General features: G+C 44.8%; 17 protein-coding genes, 2 tRNA genes and 3 rRNA genes. 13 read left to right on the forward strand and 9 right to left on the reverse strand.

The window, feature by feature from the left end; translation table 11 throughout:
- Positions 1–9: 9 nt before the first annotated feature.
- Complete coding sequence (locus tag F894_RS15400) at positions 10–612, reverse strand: alcohol dehydrogenase catalytic domain-containing protein (protein WP_005245567.1); 603 nt, start codon at positions 610–612, stop codon at positions 10–12.
- A 358-nt stretch (positions 613–970) separates the two neighbouring features.
- A complete protein-coding gene (gene mpl, locus F894_RS01265) occupies positions 971–2,335 on the reverse strand; it encodes a UDP-N-acetylmuramate:L-alanyl-gamma-D-glutamyl-meso-diaminopimelate ligase (protein ID WP_005245569.1) in 1,365 nt (454 codons plus the stop codon).
- A 242-nt stretch (positions 2,336–2,577) separates the two neighbouring features.
- Here mpl and F894_RS01270 point away from each other — a divergent pair, with 242 nt between their 5' ends.
- On the forward strand, positions 2,578–2,919 hold the full coding sequence (locus F894_RS01270; RefSeq protein WP_005245571.1) for a DMT family protein: 342 nt from the start codon (positions 2,578–2,580) through the stop codon (positions 2,917–2,919).
- Between the two features lie 6 nt (positions 2,920–2,925).
- On the opposite strand, the gene F894_RS01275 is transcribed toward F894_RS01270, so the two are convergent.
- On the reverse strand, positions 2,926–4,206 hold the full coding sequence (locus tag F894_RS01275) for a DUF2254 domain-containing protein (RefSeq protein WP_005245572.1): 1,281 nt from the start codon (positions 4,204–4,206) through the stop codon (positions 2,926–2,928).
- 284 nt (positions 4,207–4,490) lie between these two features.
- Here F894_RS01275 and purE point away from each other — a divergent pair, with 284 nt between their 5' ends.
- From purE to F894_RS01290, 3 genes are all read left to right on the forward strand, one after another.
- The gene (gene purE / locus F894_RS01280; RefSeq protein WP_004647147.1) at positions 4,491–5,003 is read left to right on the forward strand and encodes a 5-(carboxyamino)imidazole ribonucleotide mutase; all 513 of its coding nucleotides are present in this window, start codon (positions 4,491–4,493) and stop codon (positions 5,001–5,003) included.
- Between the two features lie 15 nt (positions 5,004–5,018).
- Positions 5,019–6,140 (forward strand): 5-(carboxyamino)imidazole ribonucleotide synthase, encoded by a 1,122-nt coding sequence (locus F894_RS01285; protein ID WP_005245573.1) that lies wholly within the window; start codon positions 5,019–5,021, stop codon positions 6,138–6,140.
- A 712-nt stretch (positions 6,141–6,852) separates the two neighbouring features.
- A complete protein-coding gene (locus F894_RS01290) occupies positions 6,853–8,145 on the forward strand; it encodes a lytic murein transglycosylase (RefSeq protein ID WP_005245574.1) in 1,293 nt (430 codons plus the stop codon).
- 103 nt (positions 8,146–8,248) lie between these two features.
- Here F894_RS01290 and F894_RS01295 read toward each other — a convergent pair whose 3' ends face one another.
- A complete protein-coding gene (locus tag F894_RS01295) occupies positions 8,249–9,376 on the reverse strand; it encodes an anhydro-N-acetylmuramic acid kinase (RefSeq protein WP_004729019.1) in 1,128 nt (375 codons plus the stop codon).
- Between the two features lie 80 nt (positions 9,377–9,456).
- On the opposite strand from F894_RS01295, the gene tyrS reads away from it, so the two are divergent.
- The 9 genes from tyrS to F894_RS01340 all read left to right on the forward strand — a co-directional run bounded on the left by tyrS (position 9,457) and on the right by F894_RS01340 (position 19,927).
- The gene (tyrS, locus tag F894_RS01300) at positions 9,457–10,671 is read left to right on the forward strand and encodes a tyrosine--tRNA ligase (protein WP_005245575.1); all 1,215 of its coding nucleotides are present in this window, start codon (positions 9,457–9,459) and stop codon (positions 10,669–10,671) included.
- Positions 10,672–11,202: 531 nt separating this feature from the next.
- Positions 11,203–11,496: a hypothetical protein gene (locus tag F894_RS01305; RefSeq protein WP_005104912.1), complete on the forward strand. Its 294-nt coding sequence runs from the start codon at positions 11,203–11,205 to the stop codon at positions 11,494–11,496.
- A 734-nt stretch (positions 11,497–12,230) separates the two neighbouring features.
- Positions 12,231–13,768 (forward strand): 16S ribosomal RNA (locus F894_RS01310).
- Positions 13,769–13,828: 60 nt separating this feature from the next.
- A tRNA-Ile gene (locus F894_RS01315) sits at positions 13,829–13,905 on the forward strand.
- A 48-nt stretch (positions 13,906–13,953) separates the two neighbouring features.
- A tRNA-Ala gene (locus tag F894_RS01320) sits at positions 13,954–14,029 on the forward strand.
- Positions 14,030–14,474: 445 nt separating this feature from the next.
- Positions 14,475–17,369: ribosomal RNA gene (locus F894_RS01325) — 23S ribosomal RNA — on the forward strand.
- Positions 17,370–17,575: 206 nt separating this feature from the next.
- Positions 17,576–17,690 (forward strand): 5S ribosomal RNA (rrf, locus tag F894_RS01330).
- Together the 16S, 23S and 5S rRNA genes with 2 tRNA genes alongside form the textbook arrangement of a ribosomal RNA operon.
- 190 nt (positions 17,691–17,880) lie before the next feature.
- Entirely contained in the window at positions 17,881–19,053 is a 1,173-nt protein-coding gene (locus F894_RS01335) for a PQQ-dependent sugar dehydrogenase (RefSeq protein ID WP_005245576.1), read from the forward strand.
- 535 nt (positions 19,054–19,588) lie between these two features.
- Complete coding sequence (locus F894_RS01340; RefSeq protein WP_005245578.1) at positions 19,589–19,927, forward strand: tautomerase family protein; 339 nt, start codon at positions 19,589–19,591, stop codon at positions 19,925–19,927.
- Positions 19,928–20,196: 269 nt separating this feature from the next.
- On the opposite strand, the gene F894_RS01345 is transcribed toward F894_RS01340, so the two are convergent.
- From F894_RS01345 to ribF, 5 genes are all read right to left on the reverse strand, one after another.
- The gene (locus F894_RS01345; protein ID WP_005245580.1) at positions 20,197–20,739 is read right to left on the reverse strand and encodes an NADPH-dependent FMN reductase; all 543 of its coding nucleotides are present in this window, start codon (positions 20,737–20,739) and stop codon (positions 20,197–20,199) included.
- A gap of 136 nt (positions 20,740–20,875) precedes the next feature.
- Positions 20,876–21,358: an FKBP-type peptidyl-prolyl cis-trans isomerase gene (locus F894_RS01350; RefSeq protein WP_004281217.1), complete on the reverse strand. Its 483-nt coding sequence runs from the start codon at positions 21,356–21,358 to the stop codon at positions 20,876–20,878.
- Positions 21,351–21,890, reverse strand: a complete 540-nt coding sequence (lspA, locus tag F894_RS01355; RefSeq protein ID WP_004281218.1) for a signal peptidase II — start codon at positions 21,888–21,890, stop codon at positions 21,351–21,353. The genes F894_RS01350 and lspA overlap by 8 nt, the downstream gene beginning before the upstream one ends.
- Positions 21,883–24,729 (reverse strand): isoleucine--tRNA ligase, encoded by a 2,847-nt coding sequence (ileS, locus tag F894_RS01360; protein WP_005245592.1) that lies wholly within the window; start codon positions 24,727–24,729, stop codon positions 21,883–21,885. The genes lspA and ileS overlap by 8 nt, the downstream gene beginning before the upstream one ends.
- Before the next feature lie 64 nt (positions 24,730–24,793).
- Complete coding sequence (gene ribF, locus F894_RS01365) at positions 24,794–25,795, reverse strand: bifunctional riboflavin kinase/FAD synthetase (protein ID WP_005245593.1); 1,002 nt, start codon at positions 25,793–25,795, stop codon at positions 24,794–24,796.
- Between the last annotated feature and the right edge of the window lie 154 nt (positions 25,796–25,949).

Below are 25,949 nucleotides of genomic sequence, written 5' to 3' on the forward strand. Positions count from 1 at the left end.
TGAATAGAACTAGGCAGTGAGCAGACAGCTCATGCCGATTGGCCCTGCCCCGACAATCGCAATATTGTCGCCTGGTTTGACATCGCCATATTGCACGCCAATTTCATGTGAAGTTGGCAGGATATCTGAAAGGAATACGGCCACATCTTGATTCAGGCCTTCGGGTAAATGATAGAGTGAGGTGTCGGCAAAGGGCGTGCGTACATATTCGGCATGGGTACCGTCAATCATATAACCCATGATCCAGCCGCCTTCATTGCGGCAATGCGCATAGAGCTGTTTCTGGCAGTTTTCACAGGTTCCGCAGCGGCTGACACAGGAAATAATCACCCGGTCGCCCTTTTTGAAATTCTGCACGGCGGAACCGACTTCTTCCACAATGCCAATACCTTCGTGACCTAAAATACGCCCCTTAAAGCTGCCCTCTTTACGTGTGGCCTCCTGCTCAATTTCGGGGTTTTTACCTTTCCAGATACCTAAGTCGGTACCACAGATGGTAACTTTTTCGAGTTTAATGATGGCATCGCCGGGATGCAAAATGGTGGGAACCGGGCGGTCTTCAAAGCGGATATCATTTGCGCCGTAATAGACCATCGCTTTCATCGTTGTCATGACACATCTCCTAATGGAGTGAGGAATGAGAATGACCTGACTCAGCGAGAATAATGAACGCCTCGATTGCTTTTATATAGTGACAGCGATGGGCTGATTCATGATCTGGCTTTCAGGCCTATAGATACCTGTGTTCTTCTCGATTGTGCCTTGAGTGATATGGCGCTGCAATGAGTCTTGTGTACAGATTGCAACAAAAGATCATTCGGGATGGTTCAGAGGTAAATCTGCTCTTTGGGTCAATGTTTAAATCATAGGATTGCAGGATCAGAACAACTGTTCACTTTTGCTGAAGCAAGGTTTTAATATGCTAAAAAAAGCCCGCTAAACGGGCTTCTTCATTTCACTTAAATCTGTTTTATGCTTGTAAAACAGTGATCAGCTTCTGATGCAAACCACCAAAACCGCCATTCGACATAATTACTACGGCATCGCCCTCGCCTGCTTCTGCTACTACGGTCTGAATGATGTCATCCAGTGTGCGTGCAACTTTGGCCTTGTTTGGCGCAGCCTCAATGACCGGTTGCAGATCCCAGTCCAGTCCTTCCGGTTGATACCAGATCACTTCATCGGCCAGACGTGCTGAATGAGCTAAGCCATCTTTATGACTGCCCATGCGCATAGTATTGGAACGTGGTTCAATAATCGCCCAGAGTTTGCGTTCACCCAGACGCTTGCGCGCACCTTCTAAGGTCGTATCAATCGCCGTCGGATGATGGGCGAAGTCATCATAAACTTCGATACCACGGACTGTGCCTAATAGTTCCATACGGCGTTTCACACCACCAAAATTGGACAGCGCTTCACAGGCGGTTTCAATCGATACGCCGACATGTTCAGCAGCGGCAATGGTGGCCAAGGCATTCGCCACCGAATGCTGCCCGGTCATATTCCACTGTACTTCGCCTTTGACTACGCCCTGTTGCAGGACTTTGAAATGTGAACCATCTGCTGACAATTGTTCTGCATAAAGTTCAGATTTTTCGTTGGCATCTAGACTGGTGCGCACTACAGGCGTCCAGCAGCCCTGCTCCAGCACTTCATCAATATTGCTTTCAGTAATCGGCGCGATAATCCGGCCTTCACTTGGAATAGTACGAACTAAATGATGAAACTGTTTTTGAATTGCCGCCAAATCATCAAAGATATCGGCATGGTCAAATTCCAGGTTATTTAAAATTGCTGTTTTTGGATGGTAATGCACGAACTTGGAACGCTTGTCGAAGAAAGCAGAATCATATTCATCGGCTTCGACACAGAAATATTTCCCACCACCGAGACGCGCACTTTCCGAAAAGCCCAATGGCACACCGCCAATCAGAAAACCTGGCTCCAGACCGGCTTGATCCAGTACCCAAGCCAGCATCGTGGTGGTCGTGGTTTTACCATGTGTTCCGGCGACACCCAGCACGTGTTTACCTTGCAGAACATGATCAGCCAGGAACTGCGGACCTGAAATATAAGGCAGACCTGCATTCAGCATATATTCGACTGCATCAATACCACGCTTCATGGCATTGCCGACGATCACCAGATCCGGATGAGGCTGTAAATGACTGCGGTCATAACCCTGCATTAAAGTGATGCCCGCATTTTCAAGTTGGGTCGACATGGGTGGATACACATTCAGGTCTGAACCTGTTACCTGGTGGCCCAGATCGCGTGCAAGTAGCGCTAACGAGCCCATAAAGGTGCCACAAATACCCAAAACATGCAGATGCATCTACTTTACTCCGTTCCTGTCTGACCCATCACTTTATATTGGTGCTGTTGTCATGATTTATTCAATTTGCAAGCAACGATAGCAAGGCTTTAGCTGAAAAGATAGTGAAAATTCTGGCCTTGTTGTGGGATTTTTTAAATCCTGTTTCACGAATAAATTCAAAGAAAATTTCAAAGCGATGCAATATCTTTTCGCCAAATAAACCGTAAAATGAGTTCGACTTTTTTGCAGAGTGCATGCAAATGCTGCCGGCTTTATTTCTTCTGGTAATTGCCAACTGTTTTATGACCCTGGCCTGGTATGGGCATTTAAAGTTTTTGCCGCATGATGCGCCGCTCTGGCAAGCGATTTTATTCAGCTGGGCCATTGCCCTGTTTGAATATAGCCTGATGATTCCGGCGACCAGATTACTGGCGCAGCAAGGACTAGCGGTGGGTCAAATGAAAATTACCCAGGAAGTCGTGACCTTACTGGTCTTCGTTCCTTTTATGATCTTCATGTTTAAGCAGCCTTTTAAACTGGATTATCTCTGGGCCGCTTTATGTCTGTGTGGATGTGTCTATTTTGTCTTCCGTACCCCTTAACTTGATCTAATGGCTCAGCTGAATCAGGGGGAAATGGCTTCTAAATTCAGAAAGTAATTTCTGCCGATCCGGTTCAAATTCCAGTTTATTCAGGCAGCGTTGGATTAATTCAATCGCCATTATTTCTGCAGCCTGTTTTAGTTCAGGTTCGGGTACATTATGTTGAATCATCGCTAAACATTTCAATATTCTCTGATTGAGTTCAATACAACCCACACAATCTCGGGCCATTGGTGCAAAACTACTGTAAATCAAATCCCCGAGATCAAAGATATCCACACTGATATGCGGACAATCCCGCTCCGGTAAATCTTCAGCGGCCTTGCTGTCAATCAGGATTCGGGTTAAGGCATCAACGGCATTAATCGCTGATCCAACATCGTTCACTGCGGGAGACATCGCTTTCTGCCCCACTTCGCTCATCACCACCACACCAAAACGCGGGTCCTGTAAAAAGCTGCGATTGGTTTCAATGATTACATGATTCAAAATGGAGTTTCGGATCTCCTGCTGCTGTTCCGGGCTGAAAGCGCGGTCGCTATATACCTCTGCCAGTGCCGTCATCGGATCCAGAAATTTTCCGGGTAGCTGGGGAAGATGGATATGCAGCTGTTGGCTGACGGCCAGTTGCTCCAGTCCTTCACTATTAAAATTGGTGAAATAGCCGGTCTGGGTACTAAAAACATGAAAGGCAGCTGCTTGCTCTGGACGTTGTCCGGTGGCACCAAAATTCGGCTGATGTCGAAACTCCGCCAAGGCCGTAGAAGCAGCGACTTCAATTTTGTGAATGGTGGTGGTGAGGTTGCCCAGTTGCGACAGGGTGTGTACCCAGCGAATCAGGATATAAATCAGGTACATCAATACCAAAATGGTACTGATAAACAGTACAAATCTACCTGCAGGACCATAATAGCCAAGCCCGAGCGCAATCTTGGCAATTACAGCATAAATAAAAGCCGAGATAAAACTGCTGATAGCAAGGCGGGTATTGTCATCACTCATCATCAGCTGATAGGCACGTGGTGTCCCGCTGGATGAGGCAGACGCAAAGGCTGCGACCATAATCGACAGGGAAAAAGTGGTGACTGCCAGCATGCTGGAAGCAATAATATCTAGCAGGCTGCTCAGAGTTTCAGTACTGATATTGGGAACAGTGCTGGTCGGGATAAAATAGCGACTGGCGATTGCAAATAGCGAGAAAAAGGTCGCAAAGACGGCGCCAAGAGCTGGCATCAACCATAAGTTTTCTGAGGGATTCTGTAGCCAGATTTTTAGTTTGTACCACATAAAAATGCCCTGCCAATGTATAGGTTTTAGTATTAAGTTATTCATTGCAAAAAAGTTTTATATTGATAGTTATACTTTTTTTTAATGTGATGTATGTCCTATTTTTGTATTTTTAGCCGCAAAATTATTGTTTTATTTTTGACCATTTTCCCAACAGATAATTTTAATTCTTGAGCTGAACTTTAGACCAAATCAATTTCAGTCTATAATAGGCAACTCCTATTCAAGCTTGGCTCTCTCGTCGAGATTTATCTTTTCTCACTTTAATCTCTGGAAAATTTGCAATGAATGCGGCTGCTGCACAAGATACTCCTCTCGTAGGTATTATCATGGGTTCTCAATCAGATTGGGCAACTCTCGAACACACTGCCAATATGCTCAAGCAGCTTGGTGTCCCATTTGAAGCCGAAGTTGTTTCTGCACACCGTACCCCAGACCGCCTGTTTGAATATGCCGAGCAAGCGCGTGATCGTGGTATTCAGGTAATTATTGCCGGTGCAGGTGGCGCAGCGCATTTACCGGGGATGTGTGCGGCGAAAACTGATCTTCCAGTTTTGGGTGTACCGGTGAAATCTTCGATTTTAAACGGTGTTGATTCATTGCTGTCTATTGTGCAAATGCCAGCAGGTATTGCAGTCGGTACCTTGGCGATTGGTCCTGCCGGTGCCACCAATGCTGCCATTATGGCTGCGCAAATTCTGGGTTTGACCCGTCCAGAAATCGCAAAAAATGTTGCAGATTTCCGTGCAGCGCAAACAGATAAAGTAGCAAGCAACAATATTCCAGGCCAGGCTTAAGTCGAGACACAGATTATGGATAAAACCATCGGTATTTTTGGTGGCGGTCAGCTGGGTCGTATGATGGCGCAAGCGGCACTTCCATTAAATATTCAATGTACATTTTTTGAAGCCAGCACAGACTGCCCTTCTGCTGCTTTGGGCCCGGTGATTTCGAGCCAGGCTGAAAACGGTCTACAAGACTTTATCAGCAGTGCAGATGTATTTAGTCTGGAGTTTGAAAACACGCCCCTTGCAGATGTTGATGTACTCACACAAAGCAAGCAACTGCATCCGCCACGTCAAGCTTTAGCGATTGCCCAGCATCGTTTGTCTGAAAAAGCCTTGTTTGATGAACTGGCTATTCCGGTTGCACCGTACAAAGCGGTCACTTCACTGGAAAGCTTACAGGCTGCTGTAGCTGAACTGGGTTTGCCGATCGTACTGAAAACTTCACGTGGCGGTTATGATGGCAAAGGCCAATTCGTTTTACGTTCGGCCGATCAGATTGATCAGGCTTGGACAGAATTGGGCCCTGCGGGTGAACTGATTGCTGAAAGTTTCGTGACTTTCTCGCGTGAAGTCTCGATCATTGCAGTGCGTGGTCAGAATGGCGATGTCAAAACCTGGCCTTTGGCAGAAAACCATCATCATAACGGGATCCTGTCGCACTCGATTGTGCCTGCACCAAACAGTGCAGATTTGCAGCCTGTGGCGCAGGACTATATCACTCGCCTGCTGAATCATCTGAATTATATTGGTGTCCTGACCCTTGAGCTGTTTGTGACAGACAAAGGCCTATATGCTAACGAGATGGCACCACGCGTGCATAACTCGGGACACTGGTCGATTGAAGGCGCCGTATGTTCGCAGTTTGAAAACCATGTGCGTGCGGTGGCTGGTTTGCCTTTAGGTTCAACTGAAGTGATCCGTCCAACTGTCTTGGTGAACATCATTGGTCAGCATCCAAAATCTGCAGATGTTCTGGCTCTGGAAGGTGCGCATTTGCATCTCTACAACAAGTCAGAGCGCGAAGGCCGTAAGATTGGTCACATCACCCTGATGCCAAATGACAGCGCGCAATTGTCTGTGCTTTGCCGCCAACTGGCGAAAATTTTACCAAATCCATTGGCATTGAGCGAAGATATGACCATCTAGGCTTTAACTTGCTGATAAAAAAAGCGATCACTTCGATGATCGCTTTTTTATTTGTCTGCTTTCAGGCATGATTGCGCCTCTTTAAAAATGCCTGCCATTGGTCGGATGATTTTTCAAATCAATTGCTTATAAACTGATCAATTGAGTATAAATATAACAATTCAATAAAATCTTATTTACCGCTGAATTTTGTCATATTCATTTGTGGATAAGCCTAAAATCAAAGTTTGAATTTAAAACTGGAAAGTGGTTTTGAATTTAAATTCATAAAAACAACTTCAAATTTAAATCGGACTTTGAATTTAAACTTGCGCTTTTAAATTCAAAAAATATGAATTCAAATTTAAAACTGGATAAATAAATTCAAAGTTTTGAATTTAAAAATATTAGCCCATTATTTAAATGAATTTAAAAGAAAAACTAGTGTAATTAGAGCATGTTGATGATCGAGAGTCGCTTTTCCTGAAACAAGTTATCCCCAGTAATTTTTAAATTTAAAACTGATTGCAAGTGTTTTGAATTTGAATTTAAAAATCCCGCTGATTTGAATTTAAATCAGGCTTGTGGATAACTCATGTTTAAATTTAAAGATTACAAAATGAATTTAAAAGTGTAGGAATTATGAATTTAAATTTACGCATTGGCGCTTTAATTTTCATCATGAGCTGCTAAGGTAGAAACATAATTCAAAATCTAAATACTCAAGGGTCTTATGCAACGGCTTGCACTTTTTATTGGTTCTGTGGTCTTGGCTGCTTCACAGGCACAGGCTGAACTTATTATTAATGGTCAACGTGTCACGCCGACTGATTTGACCTCTAGTTCAAATATCCCGAATTATGCCTCCCAAAATAATTTTCAAAACTGTCTCGCCAATTTGCGCAGTCAAGCTGTTGCTAGAGGTGTAAGCGGCAGTACCTATGATCGTTATACCCAAAACTTAAGCCCTGATTATTCAGTGATTGAACGCCTAAATTACCAGCCTGAATTTTCTACCCCAATTTGGGATTATCTGTCTGGTTTGGTGGATGAAGAACGGGTTCAGCTCGGCCGGCAAAAATTACAGCAACATCGTGAGGTGCTCAATCGTGTTGCTGCCACCTATGGTATACCTGCAGAAACGGTAGTTGCGGTATGGGGTGTCGAAAGTAATTTTGGTGATATTTCGGGGAAATATCCTTTATTACAGGCTTTAGGAACTTTGAGCTGTGAAGGTCGTCGCCAGAGTTATTTCCGTGGTGAGTTTTTTACCACTATGAAACTGTTACAGCGTGGCGATGTGCGTGAAGAACAATTAAAGGGTTCCTGGGCAGGCGCATTTGGTCATACCCAGTTTATGCCATCGACTTATGATGAGCTTGCAGTTGATTTTGATGGTGATGGCCGACGTGATCTAGTTTCGAGCATTCCGGATGCACTCGCATCAACTGCCAACTTTTTAAGCAAGCGTGGCTGGCAGAGCGGACAGCCTTGGGGTTTTGAAGTCAAGATCCCTCAAGGCATGTCGGTTTCCGGTGAAGGTCGAAGAAATAAAAAATCCTTGAGTAGTTGGATCAATCAAGGGGTGGTTCGTGCCGATGGTTCGGCATTGGTTCAAGGAAATTTATCGCAATCTTCTCAGGCCGGATTGGTTACACCTGCAGGCCCGAGTGGTCCAGTATTTTTGGTCTTTAAAAACTTTGATGCCATTTATAGCTATAACGCGGCAGAAAGTTATGCCTTGGCGATTGCGCATTTATCCGATCGCCTGCAAGGTAAAGGCTCATTTATGACCACATGGCCTACTGATGATCCGGGAACTTCTCGTGCAGAACGTCGTGAGATCCAGCAATTTTTATTGAATCGAGGTTATGACATTGGTGCGGTAGATGGTCTGATTGGAGATAAAACCCGTCAGGCGATTCGTCAGGAACAGCAGCGTTTGGGCTTAAGTCCTACAGGTCGTGCCGGTCAGCAGATTTTGCGTGCCTTTAGAAATGAAAATGCCAAAAATTTAATGCAATAAAGAGTATTCAAAAAGGAAAAAGGTCTGCATGAATGCAGACCTTTTTTGATGACTGTTTTTGAGTAGCTATATAGTCATGCAAGATAATAGTAATTCGCTGAATTTAAACAGCAGTAATCGTACCAAGCACACGATAACCAGCGGCACCAGTGACTGCAGGTAGGTTGCCATTCAGTTGATTCATAAAACGCATGGCCAGCCAGGCAAAGGCGGTGGCTTCTACCCAGGTTGGACTGAGGCCCAGATCGGCGGTAGTCTGTACGCTCCATTCATGTTTGCGCAGGCGCCAGCGCAACTGCTCCAGTAAATGTGAGTTGTAGGCACCACCACCGCAAACAAAAACCTGTCCGGTATCCATGCCAGAGCGGTAAATTGCTTTTTTAATGGCTCGGGTGGTGAGCTTTAATAAAGTCGCCTGTACATTTTCCGGAGTGTCTTCCAGTTCATCGTATTGTAGGTCATTGCGCCAGTCGGCAATCTGTTCATCTAGCCATTCCAGATTGAAATCTTCACGACCGGTACTTTTTGGGGGTTCTTTAGAGAAGAATTCGTGTGACTGCAAGCGATCAAGCAAACTGCGAATCGGGGTGCCATAGGCTGCCCAGTTACCATTTTCATCAAAAGGCTGACCGGTATAACGGGAACACCAAGCATCCATCAGGATATTGGCCGGTCCGGTATCAAAACCATACACCTCTTCAGGCTTGCCGGCAGGCAGCAGGCTGACATTCGCTATACCGCCCAGATTTAAAATTACCCGGTGAATGCTGTTATGCTGGAAAATATCCTGATGAAATGCTGGAACTAAAGGTGCTCCCTGACCACCTGCCGCCAGATCACGACGACGGAAATCTGAAATCACCGGAATCTGGGTAATTTCAGTAATGATGTTCGGGTCGCCAATTTGCAGGGTGAAGCCATGTTCAGGACGATGCCGGATAGTCTGGCCATGCGAGCCAATCGCCTTAATTCTGGATTTATCCAGGTTATTTTTTTCAATCAACGTATTAATACCATGACCAATCATTTGTGCCAGTGCAACATCAGCCTTGCCCATGCGGTCAATTTCATTGTCATCCGGCAAGGTCAGTGCCATCAGCTCATCCCGAAGGTCAGGATCAAATGCCAAAGTGAGTGTGGCATGAAGCTGGAGTGGATCAAAAGAAGCAGCAACAATATCGACACCATCCATGCTTGTGCCCGTCATTACCCCAATATAGATCGCTGTCATGGTTATTCTTAAGCCTGCAATATGCTGAAAAAGTGTTAGTATATCGCACAAATTGAGTAACTGATGTATTGGATTTTGTGATGTCAAATTTCCTGCCGGCTGAAGAACAACTTGCCCTCATTCAACGAGGCACCCACGAAATTATTTCTGAAGAAGACCTTCTCAAGAAATTAAAATTGAATCGTCCATTAAAAATTAAAGCGGGTTTTGACCCGACTGCACCTGATTTGCACTTGGGCCACACAGTTCTTATTAATAAGTTAAAAGTATTCCAAGACTTGGGTCATGAAGTGTTGTTCCTAATTGGTGACTATACTGCGATGATCGGTGACCCAACCGGAAAAAGTGCTACACGTCCGCCATTGTCACGTGAACAGGTTTTAGAGAACGCTAAAACATATCAAGAACAAGTATTTAAAATTCTTGATCCAAACAAAACCAAAGTGGTGTTTAACTCGGAGTGGTTTGCACAAAAAACTGCGGCTGATTTAATTCAATTGGCATCACAGCAAACGGTTGCACGTATGCTTGAGCGTGATGACTTCACCAAGCGTTATAACAATCAACAACCGATCGCGATTCATGAATTTTTGTACCCATTGGTACAAGGCTATGACTCTGTTGCGTTGGAAGCAGATGTTGAATTGGGTGGTACAGACCAAACCTTTAACTTGTTGATGGGTCGTACCTTACAAGGTCGCTATAACCAAGAAGCTCAAGTCTGTATCACAGTGCCAATCCTTGAAGGTTTAGATGGCGTCAACAAGATGTCTAAATCTTTAGGTAACTATATTGGTGTATTTGATGCACCGGGCGCGATGTACCAGAAAGTGCTCTCAATGCCGGATGCATTGATTGAGCGTTATTTTGATCTGCTGAGCTTCAAAACCATTGAAGAAATTCAGCAACTATTAAAAGAAGTGGCAGAAGGCCGTAACCCGCAAGAAGTCAAAAAGATTCTTGCACTGGAGCTGGTTGAGCGTTTCCATGGTGCAGAGGCGGCTGCCAATGCGCATAAAGGCGCGGGCAATATCATTACTGAAGGTGAATTACCCGAAGGTACGCCAGAAGTCACTATTTCGCGTGGCGAGTTTGGTGGGGAAATCTTTATTACCTCGATTTTACGTGAAGCCGGCTTAACCAAAAATGCAGCCCAGGCTAAGGATGCATTAGGCCGTGGTGCAGTGAAAGTGGATTGGCAGACTGTAGATACGACCTATTCTGTGAAAGAGAACGTAACTTTGATTGTTCAGGCCAGTAAAAAAGCAATCGCTAAAGTCACTTTTATTGACTAAAAAACGGATAAGTTATTGAAATAAAAGCAGGCTTCGGTCTGCTTTTTTTGTTGATGTTCTATATTTAAAAATCAAATAAGTAAAGTCAAAAAAAACCCTATGAAAACAAGAGTTAATTTTTCCCAAATCACTTGCTTTTCATCTTTATTATGTATAGGATTTATTCATCTAGAGAATTCGTTTAGAGCATCTAGAGGGTAGTAAAAATAATAGTACTCCACAACTGAGAAGTCTCTTTTCCAAGAGGCTCTTTTTAAAAGCTTTAAAGCGAATAACTATAATAATGACATAATGGATCGGGTAAAGATTCAATTCTAAGGAGGAGATTTTGGGAGAGATCTCTTCCTTTTTTATTTATTCTGATTGCGTAATCAAAATATAAATCTGAATGCCTACTCTTCTTGTTGAACAACTAAACTTAAAATTAATCAGCAAATCGAACTTAGGTGAATGACCTCTAAGGGTGAGTTCATTTCAATTGACTCCAAAAGAAAAGTGCAAAACATAAAAAATTAAAGCAGAGGTGATTGAATGTATCGCTTTCCAACAGAAGATATTTTTGATGAACAGATCGATTGCATATTACGGTTCTTATTTGAATACCAGCCGGTCGAACAAAAACAGCAACTCTATGGATCTGTCTATACTTTATTTATGCAGCTTGATCTGGCCGCGCATTACTTTTTATTTTCCCTGATTGAAGAGCAGTTACCGCGACGCGCGAAATTATTCTTTATTGCCGAGGATTATCAGGGCAAGAAAGACATGATTGTAGAAGTTATGCAGCACTGGCTTAGACAGCAACAACAGGAAAAAGTCGCTTAATGCAAAATAACAGACTTTATCTTCTATATATAAGTGATCTAAGCATGGTTTTGGGATTCGAAAACTAAAAATGAATACTTTTTTTATATAGCAGCCTAAGAATAGGCTTTTATAAAAGCTTTTTACGTCAAAAATAACTCATCAATTGAGGAGTCTAGGATTTAGATCGATTTGTTGGGCAAGGTAGGGGAATTTTGGTTTTCTTTTGACGAGCTAATTTAAATAAAAGACAAGATTTCAATATCAAAAGGCTAAAAATACTGTTTTAAATATTATTGTGATAGTTTTTAGGTCTAAATGAATTTTCAGTTATAAAAATAAAATGAAGTGTTTAGTGGGTTTATTGCATAAAAACGCTTAAAAATTAGATAAAAAAGCGATTTTTTAGTAATTTTTGTAGAAAAAAAAGACATACGTGAAAAATATAGTGAATTGGGGGTTGCAATGATTCTGAAATCCTCTAGAATGCACCCATACCGACGAGATAGACGGAAACGAACGAAGCAGAATGGCGGAGTTGTTAAGTTTATCGAAGTCCAGCTTCTGGCACTGACGAGGTGTTAGAAAGATCATTAAGAGATTATGAAGAACAACTTGTGTGGATTTTTACTGGTTGATCGATCGAAATTATTTTCATTGATTGATGGTAGAAATTACTCGAAGTTTATTTGAGAAATATTTGTCAGAAAATTGATGAGCCAAGATTGGCACCCTTTAAGGTGCTACATAGTATTAAACTGAAGAGTTTGATCATGGCTCAGATTGAACGCTGGCGGCAGGCTTAACACATGCAAGTCGAGCGGGGAAAGGTAGCTTGCTACCTGACCTAGCGGCGGACGGGTGAGTAATGCTTAGGAATCTGCCTATTAGTGGGGGACAACATCTCGAAAGGGATGCTAATACCGCATACGTCCTACGGGAGAAAGCAGGGGACCTTCGGGCCTTGCGCTAATAGATGAGCCTAAGTCGGATTAGCTAGTTGGTGGGGTAAAGGCCTACCAAGGCGACGATCTGTAGCGGGTCTGAGAGGATGATCCGCCACACTGGGACTGAGACACGGCCCAGACTCCTACGGGAGGCAGCAGTGGGGAATATTGGACAATGGGGGGAACCCTGATCCAGCCATGCCGCGTGTGTGAAGAAGGCCTTTTGGTTGTAAAGCACTTTAAGCGAGGAGGAGGCTACCGAGATTAATACTCTTGGATAGTGGACGTTACTCGCAGAATAAGCACCGGCTAACTCTGTGCCAGCAGCCGCGGTAATACAGAGGGTGCAAGCGTTAATCGGATTTACTGGGCGTAAAGCGCGCGTAGGTGGCCAATTAAGTCAAATGTGAAATCCCCGAGCTTAACTTGGGAATTGCATTCGATACTGGTTGGCTAGAGTATGGGAGAGGATGGTAGAATTCCAGGTGTAGCGGTGAAATGCGTAGAGATCTGGAGGAATACCGATGGCGAAGGCAGCCATCTGGCCTAATACTGACACTGAGGTGCGAAAGCATGGGGAGCAAACAGGATTAGATACCCTGGTAGTCCATGCCGTAAACGATGTCTACTAGCCGTTGGGGCCTTTGAGGCTTTAGTGGCGCAGCTAACGCGATAAGTAGACCGCCTGGGGAGTACGGTCGCAAGACTAAAACTCAAATGAATTGACGGGGGCCCGCACAAGCGGTGGAGCATGTGGTTTAATTCGATGCAACGCGAAGAACCTTACCTGGTCTTGACATAGTAAGAACTTTCCAGAGATGGATTGGTGCCTTCGGGAACTTACATACAGGTGCTGCATGGCTGTCGTCAGCTCGTGTCGTGAGATGTTGGGTTAAGTCCCGCAACGAGCGCAACCCTTTTCCTTATTTGCCAGCGGGTTAAGCCGGGAACTTTAAGGATACTGCCAGTGACAAACTGGAGGAAGGCGGGGACGACGTCAAGTCATCATGGCCCTTACGACCAGGGCTACACACGTGCTACAATGGTCGGTACAAAGGGTTGCTACCTCGCGAGAGGATGCTAATCTCAAAAAGCCGATCGTAGTCCGGATTGGAGTCTGCAACTCGACTCCATGAAGTCGGAATCGCTAGTAATCGCGGATCAGAATGCCGCGGTGAATACGTTCCCGGGCCTTGTACACACCGCCCGTCACACCATGGGAGTTTGTTGCACCAGAAGTAGGTAGTCTAACCTTAGGGGGGACGCTTACCACGGTGTGGCAGATGACTGGGGTGAAGTCGTAACAAGGTAGCCGTAGGGGAACCTGCGGCTGGATCACCTCCTTAACGAAAGATTGACGATTGGTAAGGATCCACAACAAGTTGTTCTTCATACGATGTATCTGAGGGTCTGTAGCTCAGTTGGTTAGAGCACACGCTTGATAAGCGTGGGGTCACAAGTTCAAGTCTTGTCAGACCCACCACTACTGACGAAGTACGGAAAATCAGAAACATTGACTTATTGATAAGCTGGGGACTTAGCTTAGTTGGTAGAGCGCCTGCTTTGCACGCAGGAGGTCAGGAGTTCGACTCTCCTAGTCTCCACCAAATTTCAAGATCATAAAAGCACTGCTTTTACTTGAAATTTAAGCAAGAAGCTACGCTTCGCGCAGTATGTAATCATACAGTGATGAAGTTGTTTAGTTCCTAAGCGATCAAGTATTTAGATCCTAGAGATTAACAAGTACAAGCGTTATGATACGCGGACTTGATAATCTCTGTGATTTATCACAGTTTCCTGACCTGACGAAGGCTGGAAAAATCATTAACAGAATATATTTGAGTTGAAATAATTTGTTCAAACTCGTTTCAAGTAGGCAACTACAAGAAATGAGTTCTAGCGAAATTAACTGAATCAAGCGTTTTGGTATATGAATCTAATTGAAGCTGTACTGTAGTTAAATCTACAAAACGCCAACTGTATGAGTAAGTCGCAAGACAAACTCTGTTGCTTATCCTACTTGTAAGGATAAACGACTGTTTGGGGTTGTATAGTCAAGTAATTAAGTGCATGTGGTGGATGCCTTGGCAGTCAGAGGCGAAGAAAGACGTGATAGCCTGCGAAAAGCTCCGGGGAGGCGGCAAATATCCTGTGATCCGGAGATGTCTGAATGGGGAAACCCACTTACCATAAGGTAGGTATTGCAACATGAATACATAGTGTTGCAAGGCGAACGAGGGGAAGTGAAACATCTCAGTACCCTTAGGAAAAGAAATCAATTGAGATTCCCTCAGTAGCGGCGAGCGAAAGGGGAAGAGCCCATTAAGTCATATAAGTTCTAGTGGAACGCTCTGGGAAGTGCGACCGTAGACGGTGATAGTCCTGTACACGAAAGGGCTTATATGATGATGTCGAGTAGGGCGAGGCACGTGAAACCTTGTCTGAATATGGGGGGACCATCCTCCAAGGCTAAATACTCCTGACTGACCGATAGTGAACCAGTACCGTGAGGGAAAGGCGAAAAGAACCCCTGTGAGGGGAGTGAAATAGATCCTGAAACCGCATGCATACAAGCAGTGGGAGCCGGCTTAGTCCGGTGACTGCGTACCTTTTGTATAATGGGTCAGCGACTTATATTCAGTAGCGAGGTTAACCGCATAGGGGAGCCGTAGGGAAACCGAGTCTTAATAGGGCGTTTAGTTGCTGGGTATAGACCCGAAACCAGGTGATCTATCCATGAGCAGGTTGAAGGTTGGGTAACACTAACTGGAGGACCGAACCCACTGTCGTTGAAAAGCCAGGGGATGACTTGTGGATAGGGGTGAAAGGCTAATCAAACTTGGTGATAGCTGGTTCTCCCCGAAAGCTATTTAGGTAGCGCCTCGGACGAATACCATTGGGGGTAGAGCACTGTTTCGGCTAGGGGGTCATCCCGACTTACCAAACCGATGCAAACTCCGAATACCAATGAGTACTATCCGGGAGACAGACTGCGGGTGCTAACGTCCGTAGTCAAGAGGAAAACAATCCAGACCGCCAGCTAAGGCCCCAAAATTATAGTTAAGTGGGAAACGATGTGGGAAGGCATAGACAGCTAGGAGGTTGGCTTAGAAGCAGCCACCCTTTAAAGAAAGCGTAATAGCTCACTAGTCGAGTCGGCCTGCGCGGAAGATGTAACGGGGCTAAAACTATATGCCGAAGCTGCGGATGCATAATTTATTATGCGTGGTAGGGGAGCGTTCTGTAAGCCGATGAAGGTGGATTGAGAAGTCTGCTGGAGGTATCAGAAGTGCGAATGCTGACGTGAGTAACGACAATGCGAGTGAAAAACTCGCACGCTGAAAGACCAAGGGTTCCAGTCCAACGTTAATCGGGGCTGGGTGAGTCGACCCCTAAGGCGAGGCCGAGAGGCGTAGTCGATGGGAAATTGGTTAATATTCCAATACTTCTGTGTAATGCGATGAGAGGACGGAGAAGGTTAAGTCAGCCTGGCGTTGGTTGTCCAGGTGGAAGGTTGTAGGCATGTATCTTAGGCAAATCCGGGGTACTCTATGCTGAGAACTGATAGCAAGCTGTACTTGTACAGTGAAGTGGCTGATACCATGCTTCCAGGAAAAGTCTCTAAGCTTCAGTTACACAGGAATCGTACCCGAAACCGACACAGGTGGTCAGGTCGAGTAGACCAAAGCGCTTGAGAGAACTCTGCTGAAGGAACTAGGCAAAATGGTACCGTAACTTCGGGAGAAGGTACGCTGTTGTCTGTGATAGGACTTGCTCCTTGAGCGGCCGACAGCCTCAGAAACCAGGCCCCTGCAACTGTTTATTAAAAACATAGCACTCTGCAAACACGAAAGTGGACGTATAGGGTGTGATGCCTGCCCGGTGCTGGAAGGTTAATTGATGGGGTTAGCGTAAGCGAAGCTCTTGATCGAAGCCCCAGTAAACGGCGGCCGTAACTATAACGGTCCTAAGGTAGCGAAATTCCTTGTCGGGTAAGTTCCGACCTGCACGAATGGCATAATGATGGGGGCGCTGTCTCCAGCAGAGACTCAGTGAAATCGAATTCGCCGTGAAGATGCGGTGTACCCGCGGCTAGACGGAAAGACCCCGTGAACCTTTACTGCAGCTTGACATTGAACTTTGATCTTACTTGTGTAGGATAGGTGGGAGGCTTTGAAGTCGCGACGCTAGTTGCGATGGAGCCGTCCTTGAAATACCACCCTGGTAATATTGAGGTTCTAACTCTGTCCCGTTATCCGGGACGAGGACCATGTCTGGTGGGTAGTTTGACTGGGGCGGTCTCCTCCTAAAGAGTAACGGAGGAGTACGAAGGTGCGCTCAGCGTGGTCGGAAATCACGCGTAGAGTATAAAGGCAAAAGCGCGCTTAACTGCGAGACCCACAAGTCGAGCAGGTACGAAAGTAGGTCTTAGTGATCCGGTGGTTCTGTATGGAAGGGCCATCGCTCAACGGATAAAAGGTACTCTGGGGATAACAGGCTGATACCGCCCAAGAGTTCATATCGACGGCGGTGTTTGGCACCTCGATGTCGGCTCATCTCATCCTGGGGCTGAAGCAGGTCCCAAGGGTATGGCTGTTCGCCATTTAAAGAGGTACGCGAGCTGGGTTTAGAACGTCGTGAGACAGTTCGGTCCCTATCTACCGTGGGCGTTGGAAATTTGAGAGGATCTGCTCCTAGTACGAGAGGACCAGAGTGGACGAACCTCTGGTGTACCGGTTGTCACGCCAGTGGCATCGCCGGGTAGCTATGTTCGGAAGGGATAACCGCTGAAAGCATCTAAGCGGGAAGCCTACCTCAAGATAAGATTTCCCCGAGACTTTATGTCTCCTAAAGAGCCGTTGAAGACTACGACGTTGATAGGTTGGATGTGGAAGCATAGTGATATGTGAAGCTGACCAATACTAATTGCTCGTGAGGCTTGACTATACAACACCCAAACAGTTGTTGTACGAAGCTCGATTGATTCGATATTAAGCAAAACAGCTTGATTTAGTTACGCTGAACGAACAAACTACTGCAACTCAGATATACCTGTTAATGAACGATGTTCAAAGCACTGCTTTGAACAGAGTGCAAGATTTGAAGAAAGCTAAGGCAACCATAAGACCTCAGTAAGTAATCATACCAGTTGTGCTGGCGACCATAGCAAGAGTGAACCACCTGATCCCTTCCCGAACTCAGAAGTGAAACCTCTTAGCGCTGATGGTAGTGTGGGGTTACCCATGTGAGAGTAAGTCATCGCCAGCTCATTATTCGAAATCCCCCTCCGCCAAGGCAGAGGGGGATTTTTTTATGCGAAAAAATTATAAATAAAACTTCAAAATTAACTCGTTTTATAGCTTTTAAAATGTATCTATTTACCTTTCTCTGCTGAATTTACATCAGAAATTCTGTATCTTGATGTTAATTTGAACAATAAATCAGTATGGAGAAGATAATGTTGTCACAATTTAAAATAAAAATTCTACTCAGTTGTTGTGCTTTAGCGTTTACTGCGTGTCATGCAGAGAATTCATCTTCTCGAAGTACTCAAGAGGCATCTACATCAGCTGCCAAATCAGATGCAGTCTCTTCTAACTTGCAAAAATATAAAGCTGAACAGGTTGCTCAATTTAATGAACCCTGGGCGATTACTACTTTAAATGATGGCCGACTATTGATTACTGAGCGTAAAGGAAAATTGCAGCTCTTTGATCCAAAAACCAAGAAAAAAATCGAGGTGAAAGGCATACCTCAAGTCGCATATGGAGGCCAGGGTGGCTTAGGCGAAATTACTTTACATCCTGATTTTGCAAAGAATCGGTGGGTATATCTGAGCTATGCCGAACAAGGCCAAGGCGGATATGGTGCAGTGGTGATCCGGGGTAAATTAAACTTAAATCAAGCCACTCTTCAACTCACACAAATTGAACGGATCTGGACGCAAGTGCCGAAATTTTCAGGCCAGGGACATTATGCCCATCGGATTGTATTTGGGCCGGATGGTAAGTTATGGATCAGTTCAGGAGAACGTCAGCAATTCAACCCTGCACAGGACATGCAATCTAATGCCGGTAAAATTATTCGCCTGAATGATGATGGCTCAATCCCTGCCGATAATCCTTTTATGACTCAGGGTAAAATTGCCCAGCAGGTCTGGAGTCTTGGACATCGTAATCCTCTAGGCATGGCTTTTGATCCGAAAGGGCAGCTTTGGGTGATCGAAATGGGACCGAAAGGCGGCGATGAACTAAACAAGATTATCAAAGCTAAAAATTATGGCTATCCGTTAGTATCCAATGGCGATCATTATGATGGCAAGCCAATTCCTGACCACAGTACCCGACCTGAATTTGAGGCCCCGGCACTGGATTGGACTCCGGTAATTTCTCCTTCAGATTTAATTTTTTATACGGCTAATGTCTTCCCGAAATGGAAAAATAAAGCGATTGCGACCGGTCTGTCTTCTAAAGCGATTGTGATTGTGGATACGACCCAGACCCCAGTGAAAGAAGTTCAGCGTCTGGATATGAAAGAGCGGATTCGCGGGGTTGCTCAGGCACAGGATGGTTCACTGTGGGTGATTCAAGATGGTCCGCAAGCAGGTTTGTTAAAAATGACAGCACCTTAATCCTCTGCTTTTAGGATGCTTATCTGAAAATGAGTTATTGAAAGGTGGAATAACGCAGCATGAGCTGACCCTCTGAATGAAAGGATTTTTAAGCTGATGCTGACATGAAAGAAAAAGGCCTCTACATCCTGTGAAGGCCTTTTCATATTCTGTTAAAGGTATAATATCTGTTATACCGATCAGCATCCTGCTACGTGAATTTTTTATTTTTCTTACAGGACTTCCTGTCTTGGTATGATCTGAATATAGCCTGAAGCGATACAGCGCAATAGGGCAGTTTGGCTGCATAGATTGTAGGTCAAAGCCGACAGCCAAATTTTAAAAAGATAAATTCAAAAATACTGTTTTAAAATGATCATCCGATCAAATTACAAATAGGGATGGTGATTTTGCTGTATGTTAGCGAGAGAATACTCTTTTGATATGCATCAACTGATATAAATAAAAATGTCGATAAAATAATAAAAAGGAAACTCCTATGCCTACGATTTAAATTGAAGTTCGCCAACAATATCCTCAAGCAGTTGAGGAACAATTGCTTAACAGCGTATTTCATTGTGTGAAAACTGCCTTTCAGCTGCCTGAATATGATCGTAATATTCGTCTGGTCGTGCATGAAGCGCATCGTTTTCAGTATATGAGTCATTTAGCTCAGCCTGAATATTTTACCTTGATCAGTATTGACTGTTTTGCTGGATGCTGTCTGGAGACCAAGCGCAATTTGTATCAGCAGATGGTCAAAAGTCTCGGGGAAATCGGTATTCCTGCAGATCATATTCTGATTCATCTGAGAGAAAGTGCATTGGAAAATTGGGGGATTCGCGGAGGGCAAGCCGCCTGTGATGTTGATCTCGGGTTTAAGGTGGATGTCTGATGCATCCCGATCAGTATTCAAGTAAATCTAAATTTTAAATCCAGAAAAGCCTCAACATCCTGTCGAGGCTTTTCTGGATTTGCTTCTCAGATCTGACTCCTGTCTAATCTGTCAACGTCCTGTTGATTGGCGCTTTTTATTGTTGTCGTATCGCTTAGCAGACTTCCTGTCTGTCTATGTACTGACTATAGCCTCGCATAAAACGACCGCATAGCGGCTAAACGCTGCGCTGCATGTAGGCTAAAACCTACAGGGCTGTCGTCCAGTCATTAAGCACTGACATATTGAATCAGTCTATCCACCACAGCTTTTAAGTTTTTATGATCAAATTCATTGCCTTGGAAGGAATAATCTTTGTTGCGTGCAAAGATGTCACGGATTTCAATCACGGCATTGGTATCTACCAGTCCAAGTTGAGTGCCGACTTGACGAATCTGGTCAATCGAACGTGAGCCATTGGTCGCGCCATAACCAATATAAGCTGCCGGTTTGCCTTGCCATTCCTTGCCGAGATAGTCCAGGGCATTTTTCAGGGCAGGGCTATAGCCATGATTGTATTCAGGTGTGACAAAAATAAAGGCATCGCCGAGTGCAATCTTGTCGGCCCACTCTTGCTGTTTGGGCTGATCATAAATCCCGGTCAATGGGGGATGAGCGCCAGAAAATAGCGGAAGATCCCATTCTTTTAGATCGACAATTTCAGTTTCTAAAGTGCTAAAGGCATAACTTTTAATTTCCTGCAGGACCCAGTGCGCCACTTTAATCGCAGTACGTCCCTCACGCACACTCCCAACCACAATATAAATTTTCATGTTTCATCCTTTCTTCGGGTCTGGTCATCAAATTAAATTAATCAGATTTCAGGAAGGTGACTAGAGATGATTTGTATCCGGAATATAAAAAAGCTCCCGAAGGAGCTTTTTTAAAATCAGTTAATTAGCTGATGTCTTACATCAGTTTAATGCCTTGCTGACCCGCAGGTGTCACTTTAAAGATTTCCACTTCAAAAGTGATGTTTTTGCCTGCCAATGGATGGTTAAAGTCTACTTCAGTGATGTCATCATTCACCGATCTCACCACACCATACAAGGTGGCTTTGGCTTTATCTTCAAACTCGATCATGTGACCTTCGATCGGACGTTCTCCGAACTTCACCGTATCAAATTTCTGGATGTTTTCTGGATTCCATGGACCAAAAGCATCTTCTGGCGGCAGGCTCACCGTACGACGGTCACCGGCACGTAAACCAAACAGTGCTTTTTCAAAACCAGGCAGTAAATTGCCATCACCAATCACCAGGCTGACCGGTTCTTCACGGCTACGGGTATTGTCAATTTCCACGCCATTTTCGATTGCGACAGAAAAGTGCAGCTCGACTTTAGAACCGTCTGCAACCCGGGTTTCTTCGTTAGGATGAATAAAATCAGTCATGTTGTGCTTGCGCCCGTTGAATTCGATGTTTTTCTAAGAAAAAGGTATCAATCAGCATCAGAATAGTGCCTACAGTAATAGCACTGTCTGCGATATTGAACGCAGGGAAGTGGCTGTTCTGGTAATACACATGAATAAAATCGACCACATAGCCGAGGCTGACCCGGTCGATTAAATTACCGATAGCACCACCCAGAATCAGGGCAATCGCCAGTGGCAAGATTTTCATGTCTTTTGGCATACGCATCAGCCAAAACACGAAGATTACAGACACTAAACCTGCCAGTGAAGTAAAGAAATAACGTTGCCAACCACCGGCATCGGACAGAAAACTAAAGGCAGCGCCATAGTTATGTAGCAGTGTCCAATTTAAAAAGGGCAGCACAGGAACAGGATCTGCATAGTTCAGATTTGTCACTGCAATCCATTTGGTCCATTGATCCAGAATGATCGCCAGAATGGCCAGTCCAACCCACCATAAATTATGTGGATAGAACTGGAATAAGCCCTTTTTGGTGTGGGTATTAGGCATATTTTCTCTCTTCGCCTTGGCCTGTAGGAAGGTTGATGATACAACGACCGCATAGACCAGGATGTGCAGAATGTGTATTTACATCTGGTAATACATGCCAGCAACGTACGCATTTTTCGCCATCAGCTGCAGACACTTTCACATTCAAGCCTTCAAGATCAGACGCTTCACCTTGTGCTGCATCAAACGCATTGACGATCACTTGTGATGTGATCAGTACGAAACGAAGCTCATCACTTAACTTATCTAGCACTGCTTTTAATTCGGCATTTGCCCAAAGTTCAACTTTGGCAGACAAGTTAGAACCGACAGTTTTCGCGGTACGTGCAGTTTCAATGAATTTGTTTACTGCAGATTTCACGGCAATGAGCGTTTGCCATTCAGCTTCAGATACTACATTTGCAGTTGAAGCCACAGGAATATCATACCATTCAGCCGTGAACACGTATTTCTCTGATTGCTCAGGAATTAACGGCCAAGCTTCTTGTGCAGTGAAGCTCAGGATTGGTGACATCCAACGCACGAATGCTTGTACCAAGTGATACAACGCAGTTTGTGCAGAATGACGTGCTTGCGAATCCGCTTTCGTGGTGTATTGACGGTCTTTGATGATGTCTAAGTAGAAACCACCCAAGTCATTGATACAGAAATTAGTCAGAGCAGTCGTTACGATATGGAAGTTCATATCTTCGTATGCTTTCTTAATGGTTTCTTGCACTTCAGATGCACGTTGCAGAATGTATTGATCCAGCGCGATCAATTGATCTACAGGAAGCGCATCTGTTGATGGTTTGAAGCCATTCAGGTTAGCAAGCAAGAAACGAAGCGTGTTACGGATACGACGATAACCGTCAGAGGCACGGCTAAAGATTTCTTTACCCGCGGTCATTTCATAACGGTAATCCGCAGAGGCGATCCAGAAACGTAAACCATCCGCACCCATATCTTTAATGATGTCTTGCGGCGTGATCACGTTACCGATCGACTTGGACATCTTGCGGCCTTTTTCATCCACGACGAAACCGTGAGTCAATAGACCTTTATATGGCGCACGTTCGTTAATCGCAATCGAGGTCAATAACGACGACTGGAACCAGCCACGGTGCTGGTCTGAACCTTCAAGGTACAAATCAGCAGGATCAGTCAGTTCTTCACGTTCACGCAGTACCGCATAGTGCGTTGTACCAGAGTCAAACCAGACATCTAATGTGTCACGAACTGCGTTGTATTGTTCAGCATCCGCACCGATAAACTCAGAGGCATCACGGTTATACCAGCCATCAATGCCTTCTTGCTCGATCAGCTTAGCCACTTCTTCAATCAGTTCAGGCGTACGTGGGTGCAATTCATTGGTGTCTTTGTGTACGAAGAACGGAATTGGCACGCCCCAAGTACGTTGACGTGAGATACACCAGTCTGGACGGCCTTCAATCATCGCCTGGATACGGTTTTTACCCCAGTCCGGTACGAAGCTGATCTCGTTTTCAATCGCATTCAGTGCATTCTGACGCAGACCTTTGGCATCCATGCTGATGAACCATTGTGGGGTCGCACGGAAGATAATCGGGGTTTTATGGCGCCAGCAATGCGGGTAGCTATGCTTGATCACTACATGTGCCCAAAGCTTGGTTGCTTCAGTTAATGCTGCAATAATTTTTGGATTGGCTTTGTAGATATGCTCGCCCGGGAAGATAGGCGACGTTGGTAAATACACACCATTACCACCTACTGGGTTTTCAACTTTTAAGTTGTACTGTAAGCCAACTTTATAGTCGTCCACACCGTGACCCGGTGCAGTATGTACAGCACCTGTACCGCTAGCATCGGTGACGTGTTCACCCAAGATCACTGGCACTTGGCGGTCGCTAATTAAAGGATGTTGAAGAACTAAATTCTCAAGTTTTGCACCTGTGAATTCAGCAAGCACTTCAAATGCAGTAAAGCCATAACGCTGAGTTGCAGACTCAACCAATGATTTCGCCAAAATGAAGTTTTGTGGCGCTTTGTCTTCACCAGTTGCTTTCACCAGTTGGTATTCAAGTTCAGTGTGTAATGCAACCGCTTGGTTCGCAGGCATCGTCCAAGGTGTTGTGGTCCAAATCACGATGTCAGTACGATCAGCAACGTCTACGCCTACACGTGCAGATAAATCAGCAAGGTCTACAACGGTGAAACCGACATCAATTGCATCCGATTTTTTATCTTCATATTCAACTTCAGCTTCAGCCAATGATGAACCACAGTCCAGACACCAGTTGACTGGTTTAAGACCTGGCTCGATATGACCTGCTTTCGCGATTGCACCCAGTGAACGTACGATGTCGGCTTCTTGTTTGAAGTTCATCGTTAGGTAAGGATTGTCCCAATCACCGAATACGCCCATACGTACGAAGTCTTTCTTTTGAAGCTCAACTTGGGTGTAGGCATATTCACGGCAGGCTTTACGGAAAGTTGATGCATCCACTTTCACGCCGACTTTACCGACTTTTTCTTCGACTTTCAGTTCGATTGGCAAACCGTGACAGTCCCAGCCCGGTACATATGGCGCATCAAAACCATCCATGACACGGCTTTTGATGATGATGTCTTTTAAAACTTTGTTGACCGCATGGCCCAAATGGATTTGACCATTGGCATAAGGAGGGCCGTCATGAAGCACGTATTTTTTCTTGCCAATACGCGATTCACGAATCTGCTGATAAATGTTGTCGGCATACCACTCTTCTAACCATTTCGCTTCACGTACTGCCAAATTTGCTTTCATTGCAAAGTCAGTACCTGGGAGGTTTAGCGTGGCTTTATAGTCCACTGCATTTTCAGGAGTTTGCTTATCGCTCATGCAAGTCGTCTTCCAATCTAATCAGTTATGTCACTGACACGTTTTACAATAAAAATATGGGATATTAAAAGGGAAATGTGGGGTGATTTCGACGAAACTCAAGCAGTTTCTCGACATCATCATCAATTCCGGCTTTTAGCGCTTCAAGCGAAGGATAGTCCTTTTCGCCATGTAAATAGTTTAAGAACGTCACCCGCATCAACAGGCCATACAGATTAGCAGAAACATCTGGAAAATGTACTTCTAATCGCCACTCTGGATGTGCTTGTTTGATGGCTGGACGTGTGCCGACATGACCTGCCCCAAACAGAGCAGTGGGGTCATAACCTGCAATGCCTGTTTGCGCTGCAGAATCGGCTTTTACCTTGTCTTTTAAGGATAGGGTTTCGCAAATGACTTCAACCCCATAAATTCCCTTGAGGCAGGGCTTATGACGGTTAAGCCGTACATTAATGGTCGGGAAATCAATAGTTCGACCAATCTGATCACCATATTGCACTCGTCCGGTAATGCTATAAGGACGACCCAGCAATTGCGCGGCCAAAGCTAAATCACCGGCTTGCAAGGTCTGGCGAATCCGGGTGGAACTGACGCGTTCACCATCCAGAGCAATAGTATTTAAATTGGTCACTTCAAAGCCGTAATTGCGCAGGAATTCGCTGTTGCCCTGACGGTTTTTACCAAAGTGAAAATCATCGCCTAAGACCAGATGTTGTGCATTGAGTTTTTCTTTTAAAATGTCGGCAAAGGCTTCTGCAGTCAGGCTGCGAAAAGTATGGTCAAATTTCGCCACCGCGATATAGTCCACACCCAATTCAGTTAGATATTCAACTTTTTCACGCAACGATGAAATACGGGGTGGGGCATCATAACCCTGAAAGTATTCAAGTGGTTGCGGTTCGAAAATCATCACCACAGATTTTAAACCCTGTGCTTCAGCCACCTGTTGCAGCTGACGGATCATCGCCTGATGACCTAAATGCACGCCGTCAAAATTACCGATGGTCACGGCAGTTTTGGGTAATTCAGAATGAGAGGCTAAAGCATTTAGACGGAGCAGCTGCATGGGCAAATCAAGTGCTTAGAAATATCGAGAGGCTATATATTGCCATAATCTCGCGCTTTCGTCTTGCTGTTGTGTTTTTATGCAATATTTTTCTTGAAAATTCATCTTCCTTAGCATTGAGCAGTTTTGTTTTTGTACACATTGATCATGTCTG

The sequence above is a fragment of the Acinetobacter sp. CIP 51.11 genome, from assembly GCF_000369665.1.
Classification (GTDB): Bacteria; Pseudomonadota; Gammaproteobacteria; order Pseudomonadales; family Moraxellaceae; genus Acinetobacter; species Acinetobacter lwoffii_S.